This window comes from Thiomicrospira sp. ALE5 (genome assembly GCF_900112445.1).
Lineage (GTDB): Bacteria > Pseudomonadota > Gammaproteobacteria > Thiomicrospirales > Thiomicrospiraceae > Thiomicrospira.
In genome coordinates this window covers 423530-449187 of the sequence record NZ_FOYY01000003.1, presented here as the reverse complement: position 1 = coordinate 449187, position 25658 = coordinate 423530, and the positions used below count along the sequence as shown (strand labels likewise).

Annotated in this window: 22 protein-coding genes, 1 tRNA gene and 1 pseudogene; 20 read left to right on the top strand and 4 right to left on the bottom strand. The window is 45.2% G+C overall.

Annotated features, from left to right (window positions below; genetic code table 11):
• The first annotated feature begins 2 nt into the window (after positions 1-2).
• The 9 genes from BM293_RS02320 (at position 3) to BM293_RS02280 (ending at position 8312) form a co-directional block, all read left to right on the top strand.
• The gene (locus tag BM293_RS02320; RefSeq protein ID WP_093446518.1) at positions 3-455 is read left to right on the top strand and encodes a biopolymer transporter ExbD; all 453 of its coding nucleotides are present in this window, start codon (positions 3-5) and stop codon (positions 453-455) included.
• Complete coding sequence (gene tolA, locus BM293_RS02315) at positions 452-1462, top strand: cell envelope integrity protein TolA (protein ID WP_093446517.1); 1011 nt, start codon at positions 452-454, stop codon at positions 1460-1462. Before BM293_RS02320 ends, tolA begins: the two co-directional genes overlap by 4 nt.
• A 31-nt stretch (positions 1463-1493) precedes the next feature.
• Positions 1494-2822, top strand: a complete 1329-nt coding sequence (tolB, locus tag BM293_RS02310) for a Tol-Pal system beta propeller repeat protein TolB (protein WP_093446515.1) — start codon at positions 1494-1496, stop codon at positions 2820-2822.
• Between the two features lie 32 nt (positions 2823-2854).
• Complete coding sequence (locus BM293_RS02305; RefSeq protein WP_093446514.1) at positions 2855-3430, top strand: OmpA family protein; 576 nt, start codon at positions 2855-2857, stop codon at positions 3428-3430.
• Between the two features lie 8 nt (positions 3431-3438).
• On the top strand, positions 3439-4293 hold the full coding sequence (ybgF, locus tag BM293_RS02300; protein WP_093446512.1) for a tol-pal system protein YbgF: 855 nt from the start codon (positions 3439-3441) through the stop codon (positions 4291-4293).
• Positions 4293-4979: a 7-cyano-7-deazaguanine synthase QueC gene (gene queC, locus BM293_RS02295; protein WP_093446511.1), complete on the top strand. Its 687-nt coding sequence runs from the start codon at positions 4293-4295 to the stop codon at positions 4977-4979. Before ybgF ends, queC begins: the two co-directional genes overlap by 1 nt.
• Before the next feature lie 130 nt (positions 4980-5109).
• Positions 5110-5185: transfer RNA gene (locus tag BM293_RS02290), tRNA-Lys, on the top strand.
• 122 nt (positions 5186-5307) lie between these two features.
• Complete coding sequence (locus tag BM293_RS02285) at positions 5308-6786, top strand: high affinity choline transporter 1 (RefSeq protein WP_093446509.1); 1479 nt, start codon at positions 5308-5310, stop codon at positions 6784-6786.
• On the top strand, positions 6783-8312 hold the full coding sequence (locus BM293_RS02280) for a 3'-5' exonuclease (RefSeq protein ID WP_093446508.1): 1530 nt from the start codon (positions 6783-6785) through the stop codon (positions 8310-8312). The genes BM293_RS02285 and BM293_RS02280 overlap by 4 nt, the downstream gene beginning before the upstream one ends.
• Here BM293_RS02280 and BM293_RS02275 read toward each other — a convergent pair.
• Positions 8309-9382, bottom strand: a complete 1074-nt coding sequence (locus BM293_RS02275; RefSeq protein WP_093446506.1) for a CAF17-like 4Fe-4S cluster assembly/insertion protein YgfZ — start codon at positions 9380-9382, stop codon at positions 8309-8311. The two genes, BM293_RS02280 and BM293_RS02275, sit on opposite strands and share 4 nt — an antisense overlap.
• 104 nt (positions 9383-9486) lie before the next feature.
• On the opposite strand from BM293_RS02275, the gene BM293_RS02270 reads away from it, so the two are divergent.
• Positions 9487-9969 (top strand): chemotaxis protein CheW, encoded by a 483-nt coding sequence (locus BM293_RS02270; protein WP_093446505.1) that lies wholly within the window; start codon positions 9487-9489, stop codon positions 9967-9969.
• On the opposite strand, the gene BM293_RS02265 is transcribed toward BM293_RS02270, so the two are convergent.
• Positions 9952-11373 carry a protein adenylyltransferase SelO gene (locus tag BM293_RS02265; RefSeq protein ID WP_093446503.1) on the bottom strand — a complete coding sequence of 474 codons (1422 nt, stop codon included), beginning with the start codon at positions 11371-11373 and terminating at the stop codon, positions 9952-9954. The genes BM293_RS02270 and BM293_RS02265 overlap by 18 nt on opposite strands.
• Positions 11374-11465: 92 nt before the next feature.
• Positions 11466-12638: a peptide-methionine (S)-S-oxide reductase MsrA gene (gene msrA / locus BM293_RS02260; RefSeq protein WP_093446502.1), complete on the bottom strand. Its 1173-nt coding sequence runs from the start codon at positions 12636-12638 to the stop codon at positions 11466-11468.
• A 169-nt stretch (positions 12639-12807) separates the two neighbouring features.
• Here msrA and flgB point away from each other — a divergent pair, with 169 nt between their 5' ends.
• From flgB to BM293_RS02210, 10 genes and pseudogenes are all read left to right on the top strand, one after another.
• The gene (gene flgB / locus BM293_RS02255) at positions 12808-13197 is read left to right on the top strand and encodes a flagellar basal body rod protein FlgB (RefSeq protein ID WP_093446500.1); all 390 of its coding nucleotides are present in this window, start codon (positions 12808-12810) and stop codon (positions 13195-13197) included.
• Positions 13198-13201: 4 nt separating this feature from the next.
• The gene (gene flgC, locus BM293_RS02250) at positions 13202-13612 is read left to right on the top strand and encodes a flagellar basal body rod protein FlgC (RefSeq protein WP_093446499.1); all 411 of its coding nucleotides are present in this window, start codon (positions 13202-13204) and stop codon (positions 13610-13612) included.
• Between the two features lie 10 nt (positions 13613-13622).
• Complete coding sequence (locus BM293_RS02245; RefSeq protein WP_093446497.1) at positions 13623-14303, top strand: flagellar hook assembly protein FlgD; 681 nt, start codon at positions 13623-13625, stop codon at positions 14301-14303.
• Positions 14304-14341: 38 nt separating this feature from the next.
• A complete protein-coding gene (locus BM293_RS02240; RefSeq protein WP_093446496.1) occupies positions 14342-15916 on the top strand; it encodes a flagellar hook protein FlgE in 1575 nt (524 codons plus the stop codon).
• A gap of 128 nt (positions 15917-16044) precedes the next feature.
• Complete coding sequence (gene queA / locus BM293_RS02235; RefSeq protein WP_093446494.1) at positions 16045-17082, top strand: tRNA preQ1(34) S-adenosylmethionine ribosyltransferase-isomerase QueA; 1038 nt, start codon at positions 16045-16047, stop codon at positions 17080-17082.
• Between the two features lie 134 nt (positions 17083-17216).
• On the top strand, positions 17217-18329 hold the full coding sequence (gene tgt, locus BM293_RS02230) for a tRNA guanosine(34) transglycosylase Tgt (protein ID WP_093446493.1): 1113 nt from the start codon (positions 17217-17219) through the stop codon (positions 18327-18329).
• 96 nt (positions 18330-18425) lie between these two features.
• Positions 18426-18743, top strand: a pseudogene (gene yajC / locus BM293_RS02225) (preprotein translocase subunit YajC); the annotation flags it as partial.
• A gap of 218 nt (positions 18744-18961) precedes the next feature.
• Positions 18962-20845, top strand: coding sequence for a protein translocase subunit SecD (gene secD, locus BM293_RS02220; protein WP_093446490.1), 1884 nt, complete (start codon positions 18962-18964; stop codon positions 20843-20845).
• 84 nt (positions 20846-20929) lie between these two features.
• Positions 20930-21934, top strand: a complete 1005-nt coding sequence (secF, locus tag BM293_RS02215) for a protein translocase subunit SecF (protein ID WP_093447829.1) — start codon at positions 20930-20932, stop codon at positions 21932-21934.
• Positions 21935-22025: 91 nt separating this feature from the next.
• A complete protein-coding gene (locus tag BM293_RS02210; RefSeq protein WP_093446488.1) occupies positions 22026-23600 on the top strand; it encodes a peptide chain release factor 3 in 1575 nt (524 codons plus the stop codon).
• 41 nt (positions 23601-23641) lie between these two features.
• Here the strand turns inward: BM293_RS02210 and BM293_RS02205 are convergent, their stop codons facing one another.
• Positions 23642-25651, bottom strand: coding sequence for a cache domain-containing protein (locus BM293_RS02205; RefSeq protein ID WP_093446487.1), 2010 nt, complete (start codon positions 25649-25651; stop codon positions 23642-23644).
• Between the last annotated feature and the right edge of the window lie 7 nt (positions 25652-25658).

Genomic DNA, 25658 nt, shown 5'->3' with positions numbered 1-25658 from the left:
CAGTGAACTCTAGTTTACGGTCCAGTCGTGATAAAAAACGTTTAATGGCGGAAATAAACGTCGTTCCTTACATTGATGTGACCTTGGTGTTGTTAATTATTTTTATGATAAGTGCACCATTAGTACATCAAGCGATCACTGTAGATCTACCTGGCACACCCGAAGTAGATCCATCGGTTGAATCTGTACAGCTCACGCCACCGTTTATCATCACGGTGACACGTGATGGTTTATACCATACCAGCGAAAATCCGAATGAGCACCTGACGGCGGCCGAATTGTCCCTGTTAGTTGCTGAGGTGGTTGCACGTAGTCAGTTAAATGAAGAGTTCTCCGTTATTATTGAAGGCGATCGTGAGGCACCCTACGGTCGGGTAGTTCATTTATTTGTATTGCTTAAAAATAATGCTGTGCCCAATGTATCGCTGATGACACAACCGGAGGAAGAGGCGTGATTGGTTTTATTAAGCGTCATCCTTATGCTGTTGGACTTGCGATTACTTTTCATGCAGTTATTGCTGTATTTTTAATCGGCAATTTCTGGTCTAAACCAATTGTTATTGCGGTAGAAGACGCTGGGCCAGCACTTATCGAACCGAAAGTGGCGCCTCAGATGCCCCTAACTACGATGACAGTGGATCAGGCATTAATTGATCAGCAGCTTGAACGCATTCGTGAGCAAGAGACGCAACGCCAGGCAGAACAAGCACGTCAATTAGCTGAAGCGCAAGAACGTGAACAACGTATTGCACAACTTCAACGCCAGCAAGAAGAGGAATCTCGTCGTGCAGACCAAGCTCGGCGTGAAGCGGAACAGGAACGCCAAAGGATTGCAGCCGAGCGTCAGCGTGCTGAAGCCGAGCAACGTCGCGCTGAAGAAGCGAGACGTGTTGCGGCACAAGCAGAGCAGCAACGTGCTAGAGCCGAGCAAGAGCGTGCTCGCGCTGAACAACAAGCGCGTGAAACGGCGCAACAAGCAGAACGCCAACGCCAGGCCGAAGAACGTCGGCTAGCTGAGTTGACTGAGCTGCAAAAACAAGCTGAAGCAGAGCGAGTAAGAGAAGAGCAACGTCAGCTTGAACTTGCTGAGCAAGCTCGTCAGCAAGAAGCAGAACGAGCACGGCAAGCCGCCATTGCTGAAGAAGAGGCGCGACAGCGAGAAGCCGCTAGGCAGCGAGAAATTAGGAATTTGCGTCAAAGTTATGTTTCCTCCATCACGGCTAAGGTGCGTGAAAATTGGCGAACACCTGCTGATATATCATCAGACGCTCAATGCGAGCTTGTCATAGTGCAAGAGCGAGATGGCAGCGTAGTGAGTGTCAGAACTGAGCGGTGTAATGCACCGGCAACGGAGCAGTTTAAACAAGCGGCCGAGCGTGCCGTATTACGTGCTTCTCCCTTGCCTCAAGCGCCTGTGCCAGAGGTTTATGAGCGTACTATTCGATTCGTGTTTAAACCCTAACATCCTAATAATTAATCAGAGGTACTGATTTATGCGTTATAACGCTGTGCGATATAAGTTTGCAAGCTGGACAGCAGGCCTGGTTATGTTAATGGCGAGCCAGTTTGTCCAAGCGAATTTGGTTATAGAAATTACCGAAGGTTTTGAAAACGCTATTCCCGTTGCGGTCGTGCCTTTTAATGTAGAGGGGCGTGGTGCAGCGCCACAGGATGTTGGAGAAATCATCCAGAATAACCTACGTCGTAGCGGGCGTTTTGCCCCGGTCGCTACCAACCGATTGCCACAGCGTCCAACAGCATTCGAGGCTGTTGTATTTGAGCAGTGGCAGCGTTTAGACGTTGATCATTTAATAATGGGGCAACTTATCTTACGTCCAGACGGTAGTTATGATATCGATGTGCGTTTAGTTGATGTATTACGTCGTCAACAGGTTCTTGCCAAACGTTACCAGCAAGTGCCAGCAAATCGTTTGAGACAAGCTGCGCACCAGATTTCTGATGAGTTATATCATGAATTAACGGGTGTTTGGGGGGCTTTTAATACTCGATTAGCCTATGTCACTGTCCGTGAAGAAGGTAATGAACGCAGCTATTCACTCGATGTGTCTGATTCAGATGGCCATAATCCTCGAACAGTATTGCGCAGCCGTATGCCGATTATGTCGCCACGCTGGTCGCCTGACGGTCGTCAGATTGCCTATGTATCTTTTGAGGCAGGTCGATCTATTATCGTGTTACAAAGTCTTGATGGCCGTTCTCGCGAAGTGATTGCAGAGTTTACAGGGATCAACAGTACACCTGTTTGGTCACCAGATGGGCGTCAATTAGCGATGACGCTGTCAAAAGATGGCAGTGCAAACTTGTATGTGATGAATATGGCTAATCGACAGTTGCGGCAATTAACCAATCACCCCGCCATTGATACTGAGCCAAGTTGGAGTCCTGACGGAGCTGCGCTCTATTTTAACTCCGATCGGCGAGGGCAACCTCAGATCTTTAAGTTAGACTTAGCAACGAATGTCATTACACGCGTGTCTTTTGAGGGGCGTTATAACGCCAGTCCAATGGTATCACCTAATGGGCGCCACCTTGCCATGGTACACGCAAATAACGGTTTTAATATTGGCATTATGGATCTTACTAATGGAGATTTTAGACAAGTAACCCGGACGAGCTTGGCTGAGTCGCCTAGCTTTGCTCCAAACAGTGATATGCTTGTTTATGCAACAAATAACAGGGGGCGTGGAGAATTAGCTGTTATTTCTGTTGATGGGCGCGCTTCACAAGTATTGCGTGTTCAAGACGGTCAAGTTCGAGAGCCTGCATGGGGGCCTTACCTGACACCGCCTCGAATGCAATAAATTTTAGCCTTTTTCAATTGGGACTTATAAATATGAATAGCGTAAAGTTACTTTCAATTTCACTTGTTGCATTTACGATGGTGGCGTGTACAACGCTTCCAGAAGTAGATTTATCTGATGAGCCAGCGCCTGTTGTAGCAGACGATAGACGTGATGGAGGGGGGCTATTAGAGAATCGAGGTATTGAAGTCGTACCTCTAGAAGGCGAGGCTGGCTTCGAGGCGTTGGATCTAACTGATGGTCAAATACCAGGCCTGCTGCCTGACGAAATTACTGCAGAGATGGAGCCGATTGTTTATTTTGGATTTGACCAATACTCGGTAGATGAATCTTCTATGGCGGTGTTACGTTATTATGCTGATGTGATGCTTAATGACCCAGGGTTAACAGTTAAGCTTGAAGGTCATACCGATGAGCGTGGCAGTCCAGCATATAATCTTGCGTTGGGCGAGCGACGAGCTATTGCCGTATTGGATGTCATGAAGGCCTATGGTATTGCAGAGAACAGATTGATGGCCATTTCATTTGGAGAAGAGCGTCCAGCTGTATTTGGTCAAAGTGAAGAAGCCTATTCCATGAACCGTCGCGTTGAATTGAATTTTAGATAGAGGTTGTTATGCATAAGTGGATAGTGGTAGTAGGTTTGATAACGCCAACTTGGGTGTTAGCCCAGACGTTGGATCAACGCGTTGAGCGCCTTGAACAGATTACTAACAATCCCATTACAATTCAATTAGGTCAACGCCTAGATTTTCAAGCTAATGAACTTGCTGAAATACAAGATCGTCTTGATCGTTTGTTGTTTCAAAATCAGCAGTTACAGCGCCAACTTGAACGCCACATCGAGCAGTCTAGTCAGAGATTAGCTGAACTCGAAACAAAATTAGAACTTGCTGGTTCAGTTGTTAAGAATCATGATAGGGTTGACGACAAGCGAATGTCTGCTGTCGAGGAGTGGGGGACTGACTTGGCCGTATCTGATTCTTCTTTAACGGATGACTCTGCTGATGTTAGGGAGGGTTTTGTTCTTGGGCAGCCTAGCCCAGTGGAATCGGGTGATTCAATGGGTGAGATGCCTTCTGCAACAGATTCAATGCAGCAGGAATACGATCAGGCTTTTGCGCTTTTAGGAACAGGCGACTATGAGGCGGCACAGCAAGCCTTAATGGCGTTTATTGAGCGTTATCCAAGTGAAAATTTAACCGCAGATGCGTATTATTGGTTGGGTGAATCTTGGTTGATTCAGCAAGACTTTGGCCAAGCGTTGCAAGCTTTTGAGGTGATTATTAACGACTTTAATGATCATTCTCGATTACAAAATGCACTATTACGTGGTGGTGATAGTTTAGTCGGGTTGAATAACCTAGACCAAGCGGTTGAGTTTTACAATCGTGTGCTTGAATCATTTCCGCAAAGCCGGACGGCACAGAGTGCTCAAGAACGCCTGACGCGCCTGCAGGTGCTAAACTAATGGCGACGGTAGATAAAACCGCCGTCATTTTGTTATCAGGTGGATTAGATTCTGTCACCTTGCTTGCACTAGCACGAAGTGAAGGCTACCAGTGTCATACGCTGAGCTTTGCTTATGGGCAACGTCATACGGCGGAACTGGCGGCGGCGGCAGACCTTTCAATGCAATATGGCGCAAAGTCACACCGAGTCGTGCCAATTGATTTAGGTAGCATTGGTGGTTCTGCTTTAACGGACCACAGTTTATCGGTGCCAGTTGACGGCGTAACCGATCAAATCCCCATTACCTATGTGCCTGCGCGTAATACAATATTTTTAGCCTATGCATTAGGGGTGTGTGAAGTTCTCGATGCCGATGCTTTATTTGTGGGTGTCAATGCCGTTGACTACTCAGGTTATCCTGATTGTCGACCAGAGTTTATTGATGCTTTTCAATCTCTTGCTAATTTAGCGACTAAAGCCGGTGTGGAAGGTCATGGCGTGGTAGTTCAAACCCCACTTATTGCGTTGTCAAAAGCCGAAATTATTAAACTTGGCGTTAGTTTGGGTGTGGATTACAGTCAAACAGTGTCTTGTTACAGTGCTGATGAGCAAGGACGTGCTTGTGGGTTATGTGATTCATGTCGGTTACGCAAGCAGGGTTTTTCTCAAGCAGGCCTGGATGATCCGACGCGATACCAAGCTTAATTCTTGTTAAGTAATTGATTTTTTGTGTCCTCTGGTTCTCGTATTTTTCATAATAAAAAAATGTCACAAAAAGTTAAGAAAAGGCTTGCGCTTCCTAGGTTGGAATGTATAATACGCACCATATCAACGAGGGTCGTTAGCTCAGTTGGTAGAGCAGTTGGCTTTTAACCAATTGGTCGAGCGTTCGAGTCGCTCACGACCCACCACATTTCAAGACCCTATCCATGTTTGGATAGGGTTTTTTTTTACTTCAAATTGTCATTTTTTTGTTATATTTCACATTTAGGCCGGACTTCCGTTTTCAGCAGGCTTCTGAGGGCATCATCCTATGTTAATTACCTTTACGGCGTTGTATTTATTTGTGGCTATTGTGATTGGTTTGTTAGCCGCAACTAAAGTCAAAAATATGGGCGATTACGTATCGGCCGGACGCAGTCTACCTATATGGATGGTAACGGCGATGGTGTTTGCAATCTGGTTTGGCGCTGAAACGGTGTTAGGGGTACCAGCAGAGTTTTTACAAGATGGGCTAGGCGGCATTATTGCCGATCCCTTTGGGGCCGCCTTGTGCTTAATATTGTTTGGGGTGTTTCTAGCGCGTAAACTCTATCGCATGAATCTGTTAACCCTTGGCGACTTTTATCGCATTCGCTTCAATCGTAATGTTGAGTTGATTGCATCAGTGGCGATTGCAGTGTCCTATTTGGGTTGGGTGTCGGCACAGATTATGGCGCTGGGTATTGTGTTTAATGTGCTGTCAGATGGTTCTATTAGTGTTTTTAACGGCATTTTAATTGGCACAGGTGTGGTACTCATTTACACATTATTCGGTGGTATGTGGTCCGTTGCGGTAACGACCTTTGTGCAGATGATTGTGATTGTACTAGGCCTGCTATTTATCGCTTGGTACTTGTCTGGAATGACTGGTGGGGTGATGCCGGTCATTGAGCATGCGGCTCAGGCTGAACGTTTTGTGTTTATGCCTGATTTAAATACCATTGCAATGCTGGCATTTATGTCAGCGTTGCTGACAATGGGCTTGGGCTCAATTGCTCAACAAGACGTGTTTCAACGTGCAAACACGGCAAAGAATGAATCGATTGCGGCCTGGGGTACCATTAGTGGCGGGTTGATTTATTTGGTGTTTGCTGCTGTGCCTATTTTCTTGGGTTATTCGGCGTTCTTAATTAATCCAGACTTGGTTAATCACTTTATGGCGATAGATGCCCAGTTAGTCTTGCCATATTTGGTGAAAGAACATTTACCCTTGTATGCACAGGTTATTTTTTATGGTGCCTTATTATCAGTGATTATGTCTACCGCCTCGGCAACCATGTTGGCGCCATCGGTGATTATTTCTGAGAACATCTTAAAAGACTTCATCAAAGGCTTAAGCGATCGTTATTTATTATTGCTAACCCGTGGTGTGGTGATTGCGTTTGCCTTGCTGGTCGCCATTTATACGCTTTGGTCGCTGGAACAAGAAACCTCTATTCATAAGATGGTTGAAAATGCCTACAAAGTCACCCTGGTGGTGGCATTTGTGCCTTTAGTAGCGGGTCTATATTGGAAGAAAGCCAGTAATGGCGGTGCGTTGTTAGGGATTGCTTTGGGTGTGGTCACTTGGTTAAGTTTAGAATATCTGTTCCCAGGCCTAGAAGAGAGCTTACCTGCGCACTTTATTGGTTTCTTTATGGCTATCGCGGGTATGATTTTGGGGTCCTATTTGTGGCCGAAAAAACCAACACCTGAAGCGGTTCAACCCGCGGATGATGTGACACCAATCTCCTCAGCTCAGCCTGGATGAGCGATTATAAAGTTGATGGATTTGCAGCCACATTAGAGCAAGTGGCGATTATTGAGGCCGCTATGGCAGGCAAAAGCTTTGCGGTGCCTGCCTTTGCTGGCACCAGTAAAACGGCGACGCTTAATGCGATAGCACAACATCAACCGTTTAAAAAAACCTTGTATCTCGCCTTTAACAAAGCGATAGCGCAAGAAGCCCAAGCCTTATTTCCTAATTGGGTGGAGTGTCGAACAGCGCATAGTCTAGCGTATCGTTATGTCGTGCAACCGAGTCAGCCTATGTTGCAAAAGCTGCGTGCCGGCGGCGGTTTTATTCCCTTTCAAGATATTGAAGCCTATGCTGAGAAGACAGCTAATTGGCCCACCTTTGGACGTAGTCGTTTTCAAATAAATCTAGCCATTAGTGAAACTCTGAGTGGTTTTTGCAATTCTGCGGATAGCGAACCCGATGCGTCTCATGCCCCTGAGTCGCTGCAAGAGTGGTTACGAACGCTTAAGCCACATGAGCAAAGCGCATTCTTAACCCCGCTGATTGCCAGTGTACGTGCGCTTGCTCAGGCCATGTTTGATGAAGCCCATCCTTGTGCAATTACCCATGATGGCTATTTGAAGCTGTTTCAGTTACGTCGTCCGCAATTAAGTTATCAGCTGTTATTTTTAGATGAAGCCCAGGATACCAATCAGGTGCTTAAAGCCTTGCTGACACAGCAACAGGCGCAAAAAATTTGGGTGGGTGATCAGCATCAGCAAATTTATACTTGGCGCAAAGCCAGCGCGAGTTTGTTAGGCGAGCCTAAACAGCATTATCCACTGACGCAATCCTTTCGTTTTGGGCAGCATATTGCCAAGCTAGCCAATTTACTGTTGCAACAAACGGGCGAGCAGCGTGAGTTAAAAGGCTTGGCTAAAGACTATCCTGTGAACACGCATTTTGATCCTTATGCCGCCTATACCGTGCTATGTCGTACCAATGCTAAGGTGTTTGAAGTGGCCGAGTTTTGTATTGAACGTAAAATTACCTTTGAAATTAATGGTGGATTGGATCAAGTCGCAAAATTGATTGAATCAGCGTTTGCACTCTATCGGGGTAAATTACAGCAGGTGAAGGTCAGTGATTTGGCGATTTTTACCAGTTGGCAAGAGTTTACTCAGGTGGCGGATGAGGCACAGAAAAATGAATGGAAAAATATTATTAAATTTGTAGAAACCCACCGAGAGCAAACGCTAGCGCGTATTGCACGTTTGCATCAACACTGTGCGTCGGGGTCACGCCAAGCATCACAGGTTTTTATTAGTACGGTGCACAAAGCAAAAGGCTTGGGCTTTGAGCAGGTGCTCTTAGCATCCGATTTTGAGGTGCCGGAGGTCGATGCGCCTGATTATCAAGAGCAACTGAATGTGCTTTATGTTGCGATTACGCGCGCTAAAAAAGTGCTTAAGTTACCCAAGGCACTCAACCAGTTTTTTGCTAAATTGGCTGAACAAGAAGCGACTCAGCCAAAATCCAGGGCTAAAAAGCTGGCTTAATCTTCAACAGATACCATCGGATAAGGGTGGGGTTCGATGGTCACCAGGCCTGTTGCTTCGCTTTGCAGTTGGCCAATTGCGGCTTCAAGTGATTTAACCGTAGCGACGGCGAGCACTTGTGTGCCGCTAAAGATATCAGCGGTGGCCGAGACGACTTCAAACTTATGTTTTTTCTCATTGTCGTCCATTAGACTTAACTCTGACCCCGGTTCAAGATCAACCAATTGGGCGAGCTTTAAGCGAAACATGCGTTTGCTGGGTTGGCTACGATAATGCAAGCGCGCAATAATTTCCTGCCCGGGATAACAGCCTTTTTTGAAATTGATTTGCTCAAGCTTATCAAGATTCAAAAACTGGGCAATAAATTGTCCAGACGTCTGGGCATTAACACTGGGAATGCCAGCTAAGATTTTTAGCAATCGCCAATCCAGAGAGTTGGTCGCTTCACCATTGCGTTTAAGTGCATCCCAGGCTTTTTGTGCTGTTGCAACGGGCGCAAAAATTTCATAACTATGATAGGGTCCGGGTACTTTAATCAAGGTTAGGTCGGGAAAGCCTTCATCTTTTGCTTGGGCCGTATTAAGCAATTTTTTCAATTTAACATCCAGGCGACGCTGAATTTCTAAATCGGCAAACTGGCCGGCATAGCCAATTTTGATCCAGTCTTGGCTGACATCGGTTAGGGTTACTTTAGAGCGCATAATAAACATTTGTAGACGTTTTTGGATGGTGTCCTTGAGGCTGCCATCAAAGCTTAGATAATAGTTGTCGCCCATTTTAAAAACTAACATGATTGCTAGAACCTGACCTTTTGGGTCACAGTAGGCGCTATAGCAGGCCTGGTCCTCGCTAACGAGTTTTATGTCATTGGTAAATTGACCATTTAAAAAACTGAGCGCGTCGTCGCCACTGACTTCAAGCAGCGCATCATGGGCAAGGCTGGTTAATGCCGGACCATGAGTTAGGATAGTCCGCTCTAGTTCAGGAAACTGTAATGCTGTAATCGCACCCTGTTCGTTTAGAGTGGCTTGTTGAGCGGTTAAAAAGGTCTGCCAGTCATTATTAATCATGTGTCTTCTCTATCTGCTTAAAGTTGGACGAAATTGGGTTATGATAACCCTATATGGGTTAATTGCTTATTTTCAAGTTTAGATAGCTAACAAGGTAAAACATTATGAGTCGCAACCAACAAGAATTTTTAACCTTTATGCTCGGGCCTGAGCAATACGCCATCAATATTTTGTGCGTGCAAGAAATTCGCGGATGGCATGAGCCTGATCCCTTACCCAATGTACCAGATTACGTGCGCGGGGTCATTGATTTGCGTGGAACCTTGGTGCCGGTGATTGATTTAAGAACAAAGTTTAAACTTGATGCGTCTTTTACTGTAACCACGGTGGTAATTGTTGTGCAAATGGGGCAGGGAGATGATGTCAGAACACTAGGATTGGTGGTGGATGCTGTGTCCGATGTTAAGACATTTGATACTGAAAACTTGCAACCCGCACCCGATATTTCATCCAATGTCGACCAGCAGTATATCCTTGGATTGACGAGTATTAAAGATCAGCAAGATAAGGCTAAGATGGTTATTTTGTTAAACCTAGAAAAGCTTATTGCGGAGAGTTTGCTAAATCAATTAGGACGAACAGCTTAAACGTAAACCTTTTTGTTGTAGGCTTGGTCTATTACTGTAGTCTTGCCATTGCGTTGAAACCTCAAAAGGGTTTTGCAAGGCTTGGCGTAAATCATCTACCCAATGGGTATCCCCAGATTCTGCTCGCTCAATCGCTTCTTGGGCAATATAGTTTCGTAAAATAAGCTGGGGATTGTTGTTTAAAATCAACATGTTGCGGTCATTTTCTGATGACGTTTCAAAGTCTAGTCTTGCTTGATAGTCCCGCCACCAGGCCTGGTAATCGCTGAGTTGACTGGCTTGTTGTGCTTCAAAATCTTGCGCCAATTCACGCCAAGTGCAGCTCCAATCTAGTCGGTGCTTATCCATCAAAACAATCAGTTTGGCGACTAATTCTTTGTCGCTTGGCTGAGTCTGAGTCAAGCCAAGTTTTTGGCGCATTAAATGGATGTAGTGGTTGTTATATTCACTGACATAGTCATTAATAATGGCGCTACGCGTAGCCTCACTTGGAATCAGGTTGGCAAAGCTGGCGGCTAAGACCTGACAATTCCATAAACCTATTTGCGGTTGTTCGTTGTAGGCATAGCGGCCTGCATGGTCAGAGTGATTACAAATGTAACCTATCTGACAATCATCTAAAAATCCGTAGGGGCCATAATCGAAGGTTTCGCCTAAGATTGAAAAGTTGTCGGTATTCATGACACCGTGATTAAAGCCAACGCTTTGCCATTTAGCAATAAGCTGGGCCGTGCTGACCACAATTTGGCGTAGTAATGCCGCATAGGGGTTGGGTGAATCAGCTAAATGAACAAAATGTTGGGCAATAACGTAATCAGCCAGTTGTTTACTGGCATCGGCACCAACTTCAGCGGCCCATTCAAAATGACCAAAGCGAATATGACTTGGGGTTAACCGTAGTAGCGCTGCACGGGCTTCCGGTCCTTCTCGCCACACGGTTTCTTGATTGCTCACCACGCTTAATGCGCGACTGGTTGGAATGCCAAGTCCGGCCATAGCCTCACTCGCCAAATATTCTCGAATACATGAGCGGAGGACTGCACGACCGTCACCGCCACGTGAAAAAGGCGTACGCCCCGCGCCTTTTAAATGCCAATCATAGGGAATATCATGTTGTTGTGATCCTTGTCCTAACAATAGGCCGCGACCATCACCTAAATCGGGGTTGTAGTATCCAAACTGATGTCCGGTGTATTTTTGTGCAATGGGCTCGTGCGAATCGTCAAGGATTCCACTGGCTAAATTAAGTAGGGTTTTGTCGTCGAAAGCGATGGCGTGTTGTGCAATCAGCGCTTCATTGCGGGCTATCCAGTGGGCGTCAACGAGCGGTTCAGGCTGACAGTGTCGAAAGAATGTTGAGCCTAGTTGGCAAAAGGGTTGTTGAAAGGGTGTAAAAGCTGACATGCTATTTCCGAGTGAATTAGTAGGTTATTGCATTATTGTAGAGTGAATAAGCCCATTTGCAAATAGCATGTTACCTTTTTATGTCTAGCACTCTATTTTTTATCATGTTTAAATAAGAGTACCTGGCCGTTAATGCAGTAGCGTAAATGGGTGGGGGCAGGGCCATCTTCAAACACATGACCCAAATGAATGCCGGTACTGGCACTGCGCACTTCCGTTCTAATCATGCCATGAGAGCGATCTTTTACGAGGCTCACCGCATTGGGCATTACGTCATAAAAACTGGGCCAGCCAGTGCCGCTATCAAATTTGGTATCACTATGGAACAAGGCTACGCCTGACAAAGGGTCAAGGAACCAGCCGCGCCGTTTTTCCGTTAAATAGGGGCCACAAAAAGGGCGTTCAGTACCTTGTGAAAAGGCGATATATTGTTGTTCCTCGGTTAATAGATACTGACCTAACCAGCGCCAAAATGCCTCATAGGGCGCATCATATGGGCCGGTAAATTCACCAACAGGGCGGCCATGGTGTTCAAACTGCAAAGTCAGTGGCGTGTCGGTTGCTGTGTTGCTTGCCGTATTGACGCGGCGTATCTCAAACGGCAAAGGATAGGTTTCAAGTATGGCGTGTAAAAAAGCCTCGGTAGTGTGATTTTTACTGGCGCCATAGATAACTAAACAGCTATTAGGATAAGGATTGAATCTTGTTGCAGAGGGATAGGCTACGCCAGTACCGCCTAACCCGCAATAGCCATTGGGGTTCTTTTGTAAATAGCGTTGGTGGTAAGTCTCGGCGGGGGTGTAGTGAGTTAATCGGGTGATTTCAGTGGTGATCTTAGGCAGGCCTGCTGCAGTCAAAGCCTGTTGATAGGTTGCCTTACTGGCCTCAGCAATCGGCAAGTCTTGGTCACTGGCGGTAAAAATGGCACTGCGGTAATTACTGCCGATATCGTTACCTTGACGATCTCCTTGGGTGGGGTTGTGACTTTCCCAAAATCGCGCTAATACGTGTTCAAGGGTAGTTTTTGCCGGGTCAAACCATACTTTAACCACTTCAACATGGTTTTTTAAATCACTTAATCCTAAGCGCAACTGGCGTTCATGAGCGAGAATCGCCTCATAGCTGGCGGTAATTTCACCATTTGCGTAGCCAGACTCCACATCCATGACGCCCTCAAGCGTCAACATTCTTTTTTCAGCACCCCAAAAGCATCCCATGCCCAGTACGACATAGGGATAGGCATTATCCAGTGAATTATTGCTCATTGTGTTTATCCCGTTTAGTTTTGGTTTAAATCTTTGATTTCATAGTGTCTATATAGTAGCGCGTTTGCCATGACAGGGCGTCGTGAAGATTTTGTAATACTTGTCTCTTAAAACAGTTTTTGGCACTGAGTTTGCTTAATAATCTACATTAGAATTTAGGTGAATAGCTATGTTTGACAATGTATTTGGAGTTCACGAGCAGGCGCTCAGATTGCGCCAACAGCGCACCGAGCTGCTAGCCAGTAATTTGGCCAATGCGGAGACCCCTCATTTTAAAGCACGTGACATTGATTTTCGTGCGGCCATGACAGGTGCCTTAGCAGATCAGAATACCATGGGAATGGCTAGAACACATGGAGCTCATATCGGAAGTGCTGATGGGGGTGCGTCAGGTTTAGTTCAATATCGCATGCCTACTCAGCCATCAATCGACGGTAATACGGTTGAGACTCATATTGAGCAAACATTGTTTACCGACAACGCTTTAATGTACCAAACAACACTTGAGTTTATTGATAATCGTATTCAGCGCATCAAAGGTGCGCTCAGAGGGGATTAAGGTCATGTCATTATTTAATACCATGTCTATTTCGGGTTCGGCGATGCATGCACAAACGGTGCGACTCAATACCATTGCCTCAAATATGGCGAATGTCGATAGTATCAGCAGCAATCAGGAAGACACGTTTCGATCAAAACAGCCTATTTTTGAAGCGGTGTTGCAAGGTGAGAGGGGGTTGCCAAAAGGCGGTGTAAGGGTGCTGGATATTACCGAAAACCCTCAGCCATTGGTAAAAGAGTATTTGCCCAATCATCCTATGGCTAATGAAGAAGGTTATATTTTCCGCCCCAATGTAAATGTAGTTGAAGAAATGGCAAACATGATGGCTGCATCGCGTAATTACGAAACCAATGTTGAGGTGCTTAATACCGTTAAACAGTTGGCGTTGCGTACCATTCAATTAGGAAAATAAGGAATAGATTATGAATACGCTACCGATTAGTACGGGTGTTAAAGAATCCTTGAGTACGCCGAGTAACGCGGGCGCATTTGCGCCAAGTCAGGAAATGGGTCAAAAAGAATTTTTAATGTTACTGACCACGCAGCTTATGAATCAAGACCCGACGCAACCTATGGATCCGACCGCGTTTGTCAGTGATTTAACCCAAATGAGCCAGCTAGAAGCCACAACAGAGTTAAACCGTTCTGTCATGGCGATGACAGCCGGCTTTCAAAACTTGCAATTAATGCAAGCCAGCAGCTTAATTGGCAAAAATGTTCAAGCGCAAGGTGAGGTGATGTCTCATACCGAAGGGCAAGCTAGTGGGATGCGTCTAAGCACTGATCAGAGTTTGAGTAATGTGCAGATTGTGATTACAGATAATCGCGGTGTGGTTCGACAGCTAGATTACCCTGGGTTATTGAATAGTGGTGAAACAGGGTTTAGTTGGGATGGTCTTGACAATAACGGCAGCATGGCACCCAGTAATAATTACCGTGTTGTGGCATTTGGTTTTGATGGTGATGGCGAGATTCAGCCGGTTAAAACGGTGTTAGGTACGCAGGTTCAGTCCGTTAGTGTTGAACCCGACGGCGATATGTTGTTAACCCTATCGACGGGTGAAAGGGTATCTATGAAGGCCGTTCGTGAAATTGGTGGCTAAGGCGGTTAGCCAAAGAATTCGTTTAGAGGAGAAGTATAATGGCGGTTTATTATTTCAATGCTTTGAGTGGTATCAATGCCATGTCGCAAGGTTTGTCAGTTGTTTCTAATAATTTGGCCAACTCACAGACAGTTGGTTTTAAGACCTCGCGTGCTGAATTTGCTGATTTGTTTTCAGGAGCGCAAAACTCACCTGGCAATGGGGTGTTGGTTAATAGAATTGTGCAAGATTTTGGTCAAGGCACCATTACGGCAACGGGTAGGGAATTAGACCTGGCTGTGGATGGGGAAGGTTTCTTTATTTTGGAAGATAGCAGTGGCCAATACAATAACTTATATACGAGAAATGGTTCATTTAAACTTGATAAAGATGGCTTTGTAACTGATCAAACCGGTAACAATTTACTTGGTTTTAACCTTAACCAAGCTTTGTCCACTGAAACCAATCCAGTATTTGAAACTGCGTTAAATCCAATCAACTTGGCCGATCTCAATAGAACACCAAGAGCAACGGATGAAATGACCTACAATATTAACCTTAATGGTCAGTCACTTCGTAATGTTGATCAAAATCTTCAATCAATTGACGATGATGATGATGACCATTCCGTAGGTGCAACAAATAACTTGCAACGCCTGCTAAATCCCACAGGTCCGGATGGTTCGTACCAAGGCTTTCCAGATTTTACTTACCCAACGACTATATTTGATAGTTTAGGTGGAGAGCATGTTCTTCAGGCCAATTTTTTTAAACGTGATGTTGTGCCTGAAGAAGTGAATGGCGTACCTAATTCGGAAGGACAAAAATACACTTCGTGGCTTGTTCAATACACAGTTGCTGATCGAGATGGAAATTTAACAGGTGAACTGGCCTCTACCAATGGCGATCCCTTAGGTGTAGGCGGCTTTAATGGCCAAGTCTATGAGCTACGTTTTGATACGAATGGTCAATATTTAGGCGCGTATCAACCTGTTGATTATGCTGCAGGAGACGACCCTGCAACAGCAGCAGGTGTTGCTGTGTTTGATGAGGATACACCGGTTGACACGCGTGATTTAGCATTAACCGCTGGTTGGGCAGCCGTTCAGGGTCAGCCCACTTTAAATTTTTTAATTAATCCGCTAAATGGTGCAACCGATCCTTTGGGAGGAGAGATTGTAGGTACGCCTGAAAACTTTCAAATCAGCGTCAATTTTAATGATATGACCCAGTTTGCGGGTGATAACTTACTGCGTGGTGTTACACAGAATGGTTTTAGAATCGGTGATTTGGTGGGAGTATCTATCGATTCAAATGGTACGATTGAAGCACGTTACTCAAACGGTCGAAATGTGGCGGTTGCTCAACTCGCCTTGGGTAATTTTAATGATTTAAACTCGCTTGAAAAACTCGGCGGTCAAATGTATGCCGAATCCTTTGCTTCGGGGCCAGTGCAAATCTCGCGTGCTGGAACCGGTACGGTTGGTAATGTTAGAGCGGGTGCACTTGAATTTTCCAACGTGGATGTGGCTGGTGAGCTGGTAAAAATGATTCAGTTACAACGCACCTATCAGGCCAGTGCGCAGGTCATTTCAACATCGCAGGAATTAAACAGAACAATTCTAAACCTCTAATTTTAGACTTGATTTTGTTGTTGGTAAGCCAGAGATCTATCTCTGGCTTTTTTATTGGCTGGTTTTTTAACGCTAAATCGGTCAAAATAGCGCGATTTTATTAGTAACCCTTGTTGAAGGTACTGTCATTGAAACGCCAAGATTTTTATTTTGAATTGCCCGATGAATTGATCGCACAGCAGCCAACAGCTGAACGTCATGCTAGTCGATTATTGGTGCTAGAAGGTGATAGGCTTCAGGATAAGCAGTTTGTTGATATTCTTGATTTTATTGAGCCGCATGACCTTTTAGTCTTCAATAACACTAAAGTCATTCCGGCACGGCTGTTTGGTCAAAAAGCGACCGGCGGGCAAATTGAGTTGCTTATTGAGCGCATCATTAACGATACCCAGGCTTTGTGTCATATTCGCTCATCTAAGTCGCCTAAAGCGGGTGCAAAGTTGTGGATAGAAAATGCGTTTGAAGTCGAGGTAGTGGGGCGCGAAGGGGCGTTGTTTTTAGTGGCGTTTGATCCTGCGAAAACACCACTTGAATGGGTCGAAGCGCATGGCCACATGCCACTGCCGCCTTATATTGAACGGCCGGATACTGACACTGATAAAAACCGTTATCAAACCGTCTATGCCGCCAGGCCTGGCGCGGTTGCCGCGCCCACAGCGGGTTTGCATTTTGATGAAGCCATACTTGCCGCAATCAAGGCTAAAGGGGCGGGCATAGGTTTTGTGACGTTGCACGTCGGCGCGGGCACCTTCAAGCCTGTACAAGTTGATGACATTAGCCAGCATACTATGCACTCGGAGTGGTTAGAAGTGCAACCAGGTCTGGTCGAACAGGTGAAGGCCGCACGAGCCAAGGGTGGGCGCGTGATTGCGGTAGGGACGACCTCGGTGCGGTGTTTGGAATCGGCGTCTAAAAATGGCCAACTTCAACCTTATACCGGCGATACCGATATTTTTATTAGCCCGGGCTATCAATTTCAGCAGGTGGATGTGCTGTTAACCAATTTTCATCTACCTGAATCAACACTGATTATGTTAGTGAGCGCTTTGGCTGGTTATCAACAAACCATGGCGGCCTATCGTCATGCCGTTGAACAGCGTTATCGTTTTTTTAGTTATGGTGATGCGATGTTGGTGTTTAACAAAGCGCTCAGCAGAGAAGAATGAATTTATCAAGTTTTACGCCGTTGAAGCGGAGCCTATGTGCTCCAGCGACGCCTCTTTTGCGCAGCAAAAAGCCGAAGGAGTCGGGGCACATAGGTGTAAGCGCATTGAATAATCTAGTCAGGAATAAGGTTTAAATGAAATTTGAATTAGACAAGCAGGATGGTCGTGCGCGGCGTGGACGACTAAAGTTTGCGCGCGGGACGGTTGAAACGCCTGCCTTTATGCCGGTTGGTACCTATGGTTCGGTCAAGGGTATGACACCAGAAGAGATTACGGATACCGGCGCGCAGATTATTCTGGGTAATACCTTTCATTTGGCGATCAGACCAGGTACCGAGATTATTAAATTGCACGGCGATTTGCATGATTTTATGCATTGGCAAGGGCCAATTTTGACCGATTCTGGCGGTTTTCAGGTGTTTAGCTTGGGTAAGATGCGCAAGATTACCGAAGAAGGCGTCACCTTCGCGAACCCAGTTAATGGTTCCAAAATATTTATGGGCCCGGAAGAATCAATGCAAATTCAGCGCGATTTGGGTTCGGATATTGTGATGATTTTTGATGAATGTACCCCTTATCCTGCTAGTCATATTGAAGCGGATGTATCTATGCGGTTATCGTTACGTTGGGCGCAGCGTTCTAAAGATGCCCATGGTGATAATCCATCGGCCTTATTTGGCATAGTGCAGGGTGGTATGTGTGCTGATTTAAGAAAAGAATCGGCTGAAAAATTACAACAAATTGGTTTTGATGGTTATGCGATTGGCGGTTTGTCGGTGGGTGAACCGAAAGAAGACATGAAGCGCGTGCTGGATGCGACTGAGCCATTATTGCCAAAAGACAAACCCCGTTATTTAATGGGTGTCGGCAAGCCTGAAGATATTGTCGAGGCAGTGCGTCGGGGCATTGATATGTTTGATTGCGTGATTCCTACGCGCAATGCACGCAATGGCTTTTTGTTTACCCACAGCGGCGTAGTTAAAATTCGTAATGCCGTGAATAAAACCAGCCTTGAGCCGATTGACGCTCAATGCGATTGTTATACCTGTAAAAACTATACCCGCGCCTATTTGCATCATTTAGATAAATGTGGCGAAATTCAGGGCGCACGGCTCAATACGATTCACAATTTACATTATTATCAGACGCTGATGCGCGACATTCGCCAATCAATTGCAGAACAGCGTTTTGAGCAATTTGTAGTGGACTTCTATATGGCGCGTGGTCTTGAAGTACCGCCCTTGTAACGCGAGCCAGTTAAATAGGGTTAAAAAAGCTGATTTTTAGGGTAAGTTGTGCCAAAATACGGCGATTGTTTATTTTTGAATTTTAAGGAGTAGGGCATGGATTTTTTTATTAGCAGTGCATTGGCTGATGGCGGCGGTTCGGGTGGAGCAGGCTGGGAAGGCCTTATTCCGTTAATTTTGTTGTTTGTGATCTTCTATTTCTTGTTGATTCGCCCACAACAGAAAAAGGTTAAAGAACACCGTAAACTAGTGAGCGAAGTTCAAAAAGGCGACGAAGTTATTACCTATGGTGGTATTGGCGGGAAGATTCGTGACTTGGATGACGCTTTTTGTGAACTTGAAATTGCGCCGAACGTTATTGTTAAACTAGACCGTCAAAATATTGCACGTCTATTGCCAAAAGGCACCTTAAAAACAGCGGGTGTTGGCGGTAAATCTGCTGATACCGATTCCAAAACAGAGAGCAAATCGGACGACAAAACGGACGATACCGCTGAGTCAGCCGCTACTGAAAATAAAGAAACCAAGTAATGTGACTTGGTTGATGAAAGGGGCATTGGCCCCTTTTTTCATCGCGGAAATATTATGAGTAGCCCACTTTCTATAGCCCAATTTAGCTAAAGGCTTGTTTTATGTTTGAATCGCAACGTCAGATCATCTCAAATCGTTTTCCGGCTTGGAAATATCTGCTAGTTATTGCCGTCATTGTAGTGGGTCTGACCTATGCAATGCCAAATATGTATGGTGACGATCCTTCTGTCCAGATTTCGTCTGTGCAAGCTGACCAATTTAATGCCAATACGACTGAGCAGATTGAACAGCGTCTTGCTCAAGCAGGCCTGGTTTCAAAGCAGTTGAACTTTGATGGTAATCAATATCTGATTCGTTTTGATGATGTTGATACACAGTTGCAAGCAAGTGATTTGATGCGGGAGTTATTTGGTCGTCAAGCTATTGTCGCTTTGAACCTTGCCCCAGCGACACCCAGTTGGTTGCGGGCGTTGGGTGGCCAGCCAATGTACCTTGGACTCGACTTGCGTGGCGGTGTGCACTTTTTAATGGATGTTGATATGGATGCGGCTGTTGCCAACGCCTATCGACGTTTTGATGATGAGGTGCGTAATCTGCTAAGGGATGAACGTGTACGTTATCAAACAGTTGAATATCAAGATGAAACACTACGGGTTATTTTCCGTTCGTCTGAAGCGCGTGACCAGGGGCTTGTAATTATCAATCGTGAGATGGGAGGGGAATTACAAACCCGTGCGCTTGATGAAGAGGGCGAGGCTATGGTTGAAATGCGTTTGGCAGACAGCGTCATTGCTGAGACGAAGCGTTTTGCATTGCAACAAAACATCACAACCTTGCGTAATCGTATTAACGAATTGGGCGTGGCAGAACCGGTCATTCAGCAACAGGGTGAGCGCCGGATAGTGGTGCAGTTACCCGGTGTGCAGGATACCGCGCGTGCTAAAGAAATCCTGGGTGCGACGGCGACGCTAGAGTTCCGCTTAGTGGACGAGCGCGGCGATGCGGAGCGTGCTGAACGCACGGGTGCCGTGCCACCGAATACACAGTTATTTAATTTCCGTGATGGACGCCCTATTCTGCTGCAACGTAATGTTATTGTGACCGGTGAAAGTGTCATTAACGCCCAGTCTGGGATCGATGCCCAACAAGGTTCACCACAAGTGAGTGTAACGCTTGATGGTGCTGGTGGTCGCAGAATGTTAGCGACGACACGCGATAACATTGGTAATCGCATGGCGGTGGTTTTTATTGAAAGCCGTGTTGAAACAATTGAGCGAGATGGCGAAGAAATACGTGAGCGAACTGTTACGCGCGATGTTATCAACGCCGCGGTTATTCGTGATCAGTTTGCAAATCGCTTCCAAATCACTGGTTTATCAAGTTCGCAAGAAGCGCAAAACCTAGCGTTGTTACTTCGTGCTGGCGCTTTGGCGGCACCGATGGAAATTGTTGAAGAACGAACAGTAGGGCCCAGCCTAGGTCAGGACAACATCAATCAAGGTTTGATGTCGGTGATTGTGGGCTTTATTTTGGTGCTTATCGTTATGGCATGGCGTTATAAGGCCTTTGGGATGATTGCCAATGTGGCACTAACTGTAAACTTGGTTGTGATTGTTGCAGTATTATCTTTACTACAGGCAACTCTTACACTACCAGGTATCGCAGGGATTGTATTAACGGTCGGGATGGCGGTGGATGCCAACGTCTTGATATTTGAGCGAATACGTGAGGAAATGAAGAAAAGTTCGATTCAAACGGCCATTCATGCGGGTTATGAAAAAGCCTTTGTCACCATTGCGGATGCCAATATCACCACATTGATCGCGGCCATTGTGTTGTTTAGTTTTGGTACCGGGCCAATCAAAGGGTTTGCGATTACCCTTACGATTGGTGTCGCAACCTCTATGTTTACTGCCATCTTATTAACACGGGCTTTAGTAAACTGGCGTTATGGCAACAAACGTGTTACCAAGCTGTGGATTTAGGAGTGAAGCATGAGTAAGCAATTAAACGTAGCACCCCTTAAGCGTACAGCGGGTTTATCAAGTGAGTCAACGCAAGATAGTCAGATGGATGCCAGTGTTGCGCCGCTAGATTTTGGCAAAATAGATTTTATGAAGGTGCGCCGTCCGGCGGTTCTATTATCCATTCTGTTTATTATCGCATCGGTGTTTGGTCTGTGGTACAAGGGGCTTAACCTGGGTGTGGATTTTACCGGTGGTACGATCATTGAGCTGACATACCCGCAGGGAGCGGATTTAACCGAAATTCGTAGTCACCTAGTCGCGGCAGGCTATGATGAGGCACAAGTACAGCATTTTGGTTCATCCCGAGAAGTATTGATCAGGATTGCGCCACGTGATGATATGGCATCAGCAACACTAAGCAATGAAGTCATTACTGCGCTGCAAGCTGCCACGGATCAGGTTATTGATATGCGTCGTGTTGAGTTTGTTGGGCCTCAAGTTGGTGAAGAGCTAACTACAGATGGTGCATTGGCAGTACTTTATGCCCTGTTTGGTATCTTAATTTATGTCGCGTTGCGTTTCGAGTATCGATTCTCTGTCGGGGCTATTGCTGCCTTAGTTCATGATGTCGTTATTACATTAGGTATATTTGCTTGGACACAGATACAGTTTGATTTAACGGTACTGGCCGCTATTTTGGCCATAATAGGCTACTCCCTTAATGATACCATCGTGGTGTTTGACCGAATAAGGGAAAACTTTAGAACTGTGCGAACGGGCACAGCCGCAGAGGTTACCAACAAAGCGCTCAACGATATGTTACCTCGTACTATTATGACGTCCTTAACGACCTTGTTGGTATTGCTTACCCTTTTTATGCTGGGTGGTGAAATTATCCATGGTTTCGCAACGGCGTTAATTATTGGTGTCATAGTCGGTACCTATTCCTCGATCTATGTTGCCGGCAATACCGCCTTGTTGTTGGGCGTTTCAAAACAGGACTTAATGCCACCGGTTAAAAAAGAGGGCAATGCGGAAGACTTGTCGGAAGATGAACTCTACAAGGACTTTTTAGCACAAGAAGCAAAACGCAAAACGCCCGAATAGTTACCTTGCTTAATGTTTTTAGCAGCAGTCTCAAATCATTTTGAGACTGCTGTTTTATTTTCAACTGTATATTTAGTAGTAGATTGAAGTCATGTCAATGATATTAGAAACCACTCGTCGTCGCACCTTTGCAATCATTTCTCACCCCGATGCGGGTAAAACCACAGTAACCGAGAAGCTATTGCTATACGGTGGTGCGATCCAGATGGCCGGTGCGGTTAAAAGTCGTAAAACTGAACGGGGTGCGACATCTGATTGGATGAAAATGGAACAAGAGCGTGGTATTTCAGTTGCTTCATCCGTAATGCAGTTCCCTTATAAAGATGCCATGATGAACCTGCTAGATACACCAGGGCATGAAGACTTTTCTGAAGATACCTACCGTGTACTGACTGCAGTGGATTCGGCACTGATGGTGATTGATGTGGCTAAAGGTGTCGAAGATCGTACGATTAAGCTGATGGAGGTTTGCCGCTTACGTGATACCCCTATCTTAACCTTCATCAATAAACTCGATCGCGAAGGTAAAGAACCTATTGAGTTGTTGGATGAGGTGGAAGACGTTTTGAAAATCGAATGCGCCCCAATGACTTGGCCGATAGGGATGGGTAAGCGTTTTAAAGGTATTTACCATTTGTATGACGATTCCATTCGCTTGTTTGCACAGGCCGATGGTCAGCGAGCTGGTGAAGGTGAGTTAATTAAAGGTTTAGATAATCCAAGACTGGATGAATTAATTGGCGATATGGCCGATGAGTTGCGTGATGAAATAGAGCTTGTTCGGGGTGCCAGTCATGAGTTTGACTTAGAACGTTTTTTAGCAGGTAAACTGACGCCGGTATTTTTTGGCTCGGCGGTCAATAACTTTGGACTACAAGAGTTGCTCGACGGTTTTGCTTTATATGCACCGCCGCCCAAAGGTCGTGAAACGGAAGACCGATTTGTTAAAGCAGACGAAGACAAAATGACCGGTTTTGTATTTAAAATTCAAGCCAACATGGATCCCGCACACCGAGATCGTGTTGCATTTATGCGCATCGTATCCGGTAAGTATGAAGCAGGCAAAAAACTCAAACACGTGCGGATTGGTAAGGACGTTAAAATTTCCAAAGCGATTACTTTCTTAGCCAATAAACGTGAGCAAGCACAAGAGGCCTATCCGGGTGATATTATTGGCTTACATAACCACGGCACAATTAAGATTGGTGATACCTTTACCGAAGGCGAAATTTTAAAATTTACTGGCATCCCAAACTTTGCGCCAGAGTTATTCCGTCGCGCACGCCTAAAGGATCCGATGAAAATGAAGGCCTTGCAAAAGGGTTTAACGCAGTTGTCTGAAGAGGGTGCCACGCAACTCTATCGCCCCATCAACAATAATGATTTAATTTTAGGTGCGGTGGGTGTGCTCCAGTTTGAAGTCGTGGCACAACGATTAGCTGATGAGTATAAGGTGGCATGCCAGTTTGAACCCGTCAATGTCGCTACTGCGCGCTGGATCATAGGTGATAAAAACGAGATTACCAAGTTTCTTGATAAGGTAAGTGATAACGTCGCTTATGATGCCGCCGAACAACTAGTCTATATTGCACCGACTCGGGTTAATCTGCAATTAATGGAAGAGCGCTGGCCTAAGCTAAAATTTGTGGCAACCCGAGAGCACTAATTGTTGCAAGTTAGGTTATCAATCAATAGGGCATGCGTAATCTATTTACGAATGCCTGCAAGCGCAATGACATGATTACTATATCCATCCTCGTTTTTAAATTCTCGATAACCTTTGCTCATGAAAAAATAGCATAGGTAAAGGGTGTCATTAATCAATACCTCAACGATACCGTGTTCACCTGCCGTAAATTTGGTTAATTTTTCAGGTAATTTAAGCTTTTGACCTGCTTGGACGTTATTCGTATTTGACGAAATAACATGTCCTTTACTGTCTATAAAAGCACTGAAACTTGCGGCCGCTAATGAATCTCTCATGAAGTCGGGCGCAAAATCATCCAGTATGGCTTTAAATTGAGGCTCACTGTCGAATACGATTGCAATCGCGCCAAGATTCTGGTTAGTTTTAGATTCTTTAACCGGTGCATAATAGATATAAGTGGGTTTATTGTCATAATATGGAGAACAGCTAAAGTCAGATACCTTATAAGCTTGAGAACTGGTGATTTTGAAACACTCTTCGAGATCATGCTTGTGCTGGTACTTTGATCCAACCCAGTGAGATTCAGATGGATTTGATACTGCGATAATATTGTGGTCATTATCAATCAAAATAAGGTTGGTATAAACAGTATACAAACTATTAATTTTTGTTAGCGTTTGTTGGGCTTTTACTTGCAGATTTACAAACTCATTCGAGTTGTGAAGGGTTGCACGCAAGCAAGCAATGAGTTGCTCATCAAGTGACCACCAGCGCACATCATTGGCGCGCTCATAGAGATTGCGATCCATTATTTCAGCAGAAAGTAATGCGCTATTCTCGAGCTTGGTGGTGACGATATTCAAAATAACATTATGTAAATGATTGATAAAGCGATTAAATGTGTCAGAGATAGTTTGACTGATTTCTTGAAAACTTTCTAAAACCGGTAAAAAAGCAGAGACCTCGCGTTTTAACGAATTTATTTTGCCGTTAAGGATAACGATTAACAGCAGGTTTTTGACCATTAAATTCGTTTGCGTAAGTTCGTGCAGAAACAGGGGACTTTGCTCATCAATTTGTTCGTTACATTCATCTTGAATGGCTGAACTTTGATGGTTGTGAATAGCGGCCTTAACATCAAGCGATGCCTCTCCCAACCAAGGCAACCCTTTGAATCCTTCATAACCCTTAGTTTCGCGTGCTAAAACTAAAGACGATTGTTGGATAAGAGGGTTTTTTGTTGATTTGGGTTTGCCCTGAGTTTTTAACACAGGGTAAGCGCCGCTGTTATTACTGGCCAGTGTTGTTCCGTGCTGGTCGGTTAATCTCATTTTATAGGCCGAGCTGCCCATATTTAAGGTGTCAAATATGCCTTGCATTTCATCATAAAAGTTGAAATTAAGCATCAAGTAACCCAGGAGGTCATTATCTTGAATAATTGCTTTCACGTAGAGCAGGTGATGTGTGTTTGGCTTATAGAAAGAACAGGGGCCAAAGTATTCCACGAACTGTCCCTGTTGCAGCCGCCTATCTTGTAAAAAAGCATCGTTAAAATGAAAAGTTGTATCGGCCTGCTCTAAACTGTAAGCAAGGGTAAAATTTGGCTTAATTAACGCAATGTCATCGTAAACAGTATACTTGGCAACGTATTCGGCAAGACGTTTATGAATGGCGTGTTTTTGTGTTTCATCGGGGGAGGCGATGGACAAAAAGTCTTTGATTGACTGGTCTTCGGTTAAAAACCCTACGTCAGCCGTTCGTTCAAAAAGATTGCGATTAATGATGTCAATGATGGCCTGTGTTTTGAGTTGTAAATCAGACTTGGCCTGACTTTCATAACGTTCAATAAGCGCAGACATCATTTTGTCACGCAGCCGTTGAAACTCTTCTTGAGTTTCAACTATAGATACCAAAAGCTGCGGGTCAATGTTTTGGTTGTTAATTTTGCCTACCATAGCGACGGTAGTCCACCAGAGGTCTTGGTTATCTAGTTCGCTAAGGTAACCTTTAACCTCGGGTAGTGCAGCAATCAGTTTGGTAAGAATATCGTTGTTGTTTTGATGCTGCATAGGGAGT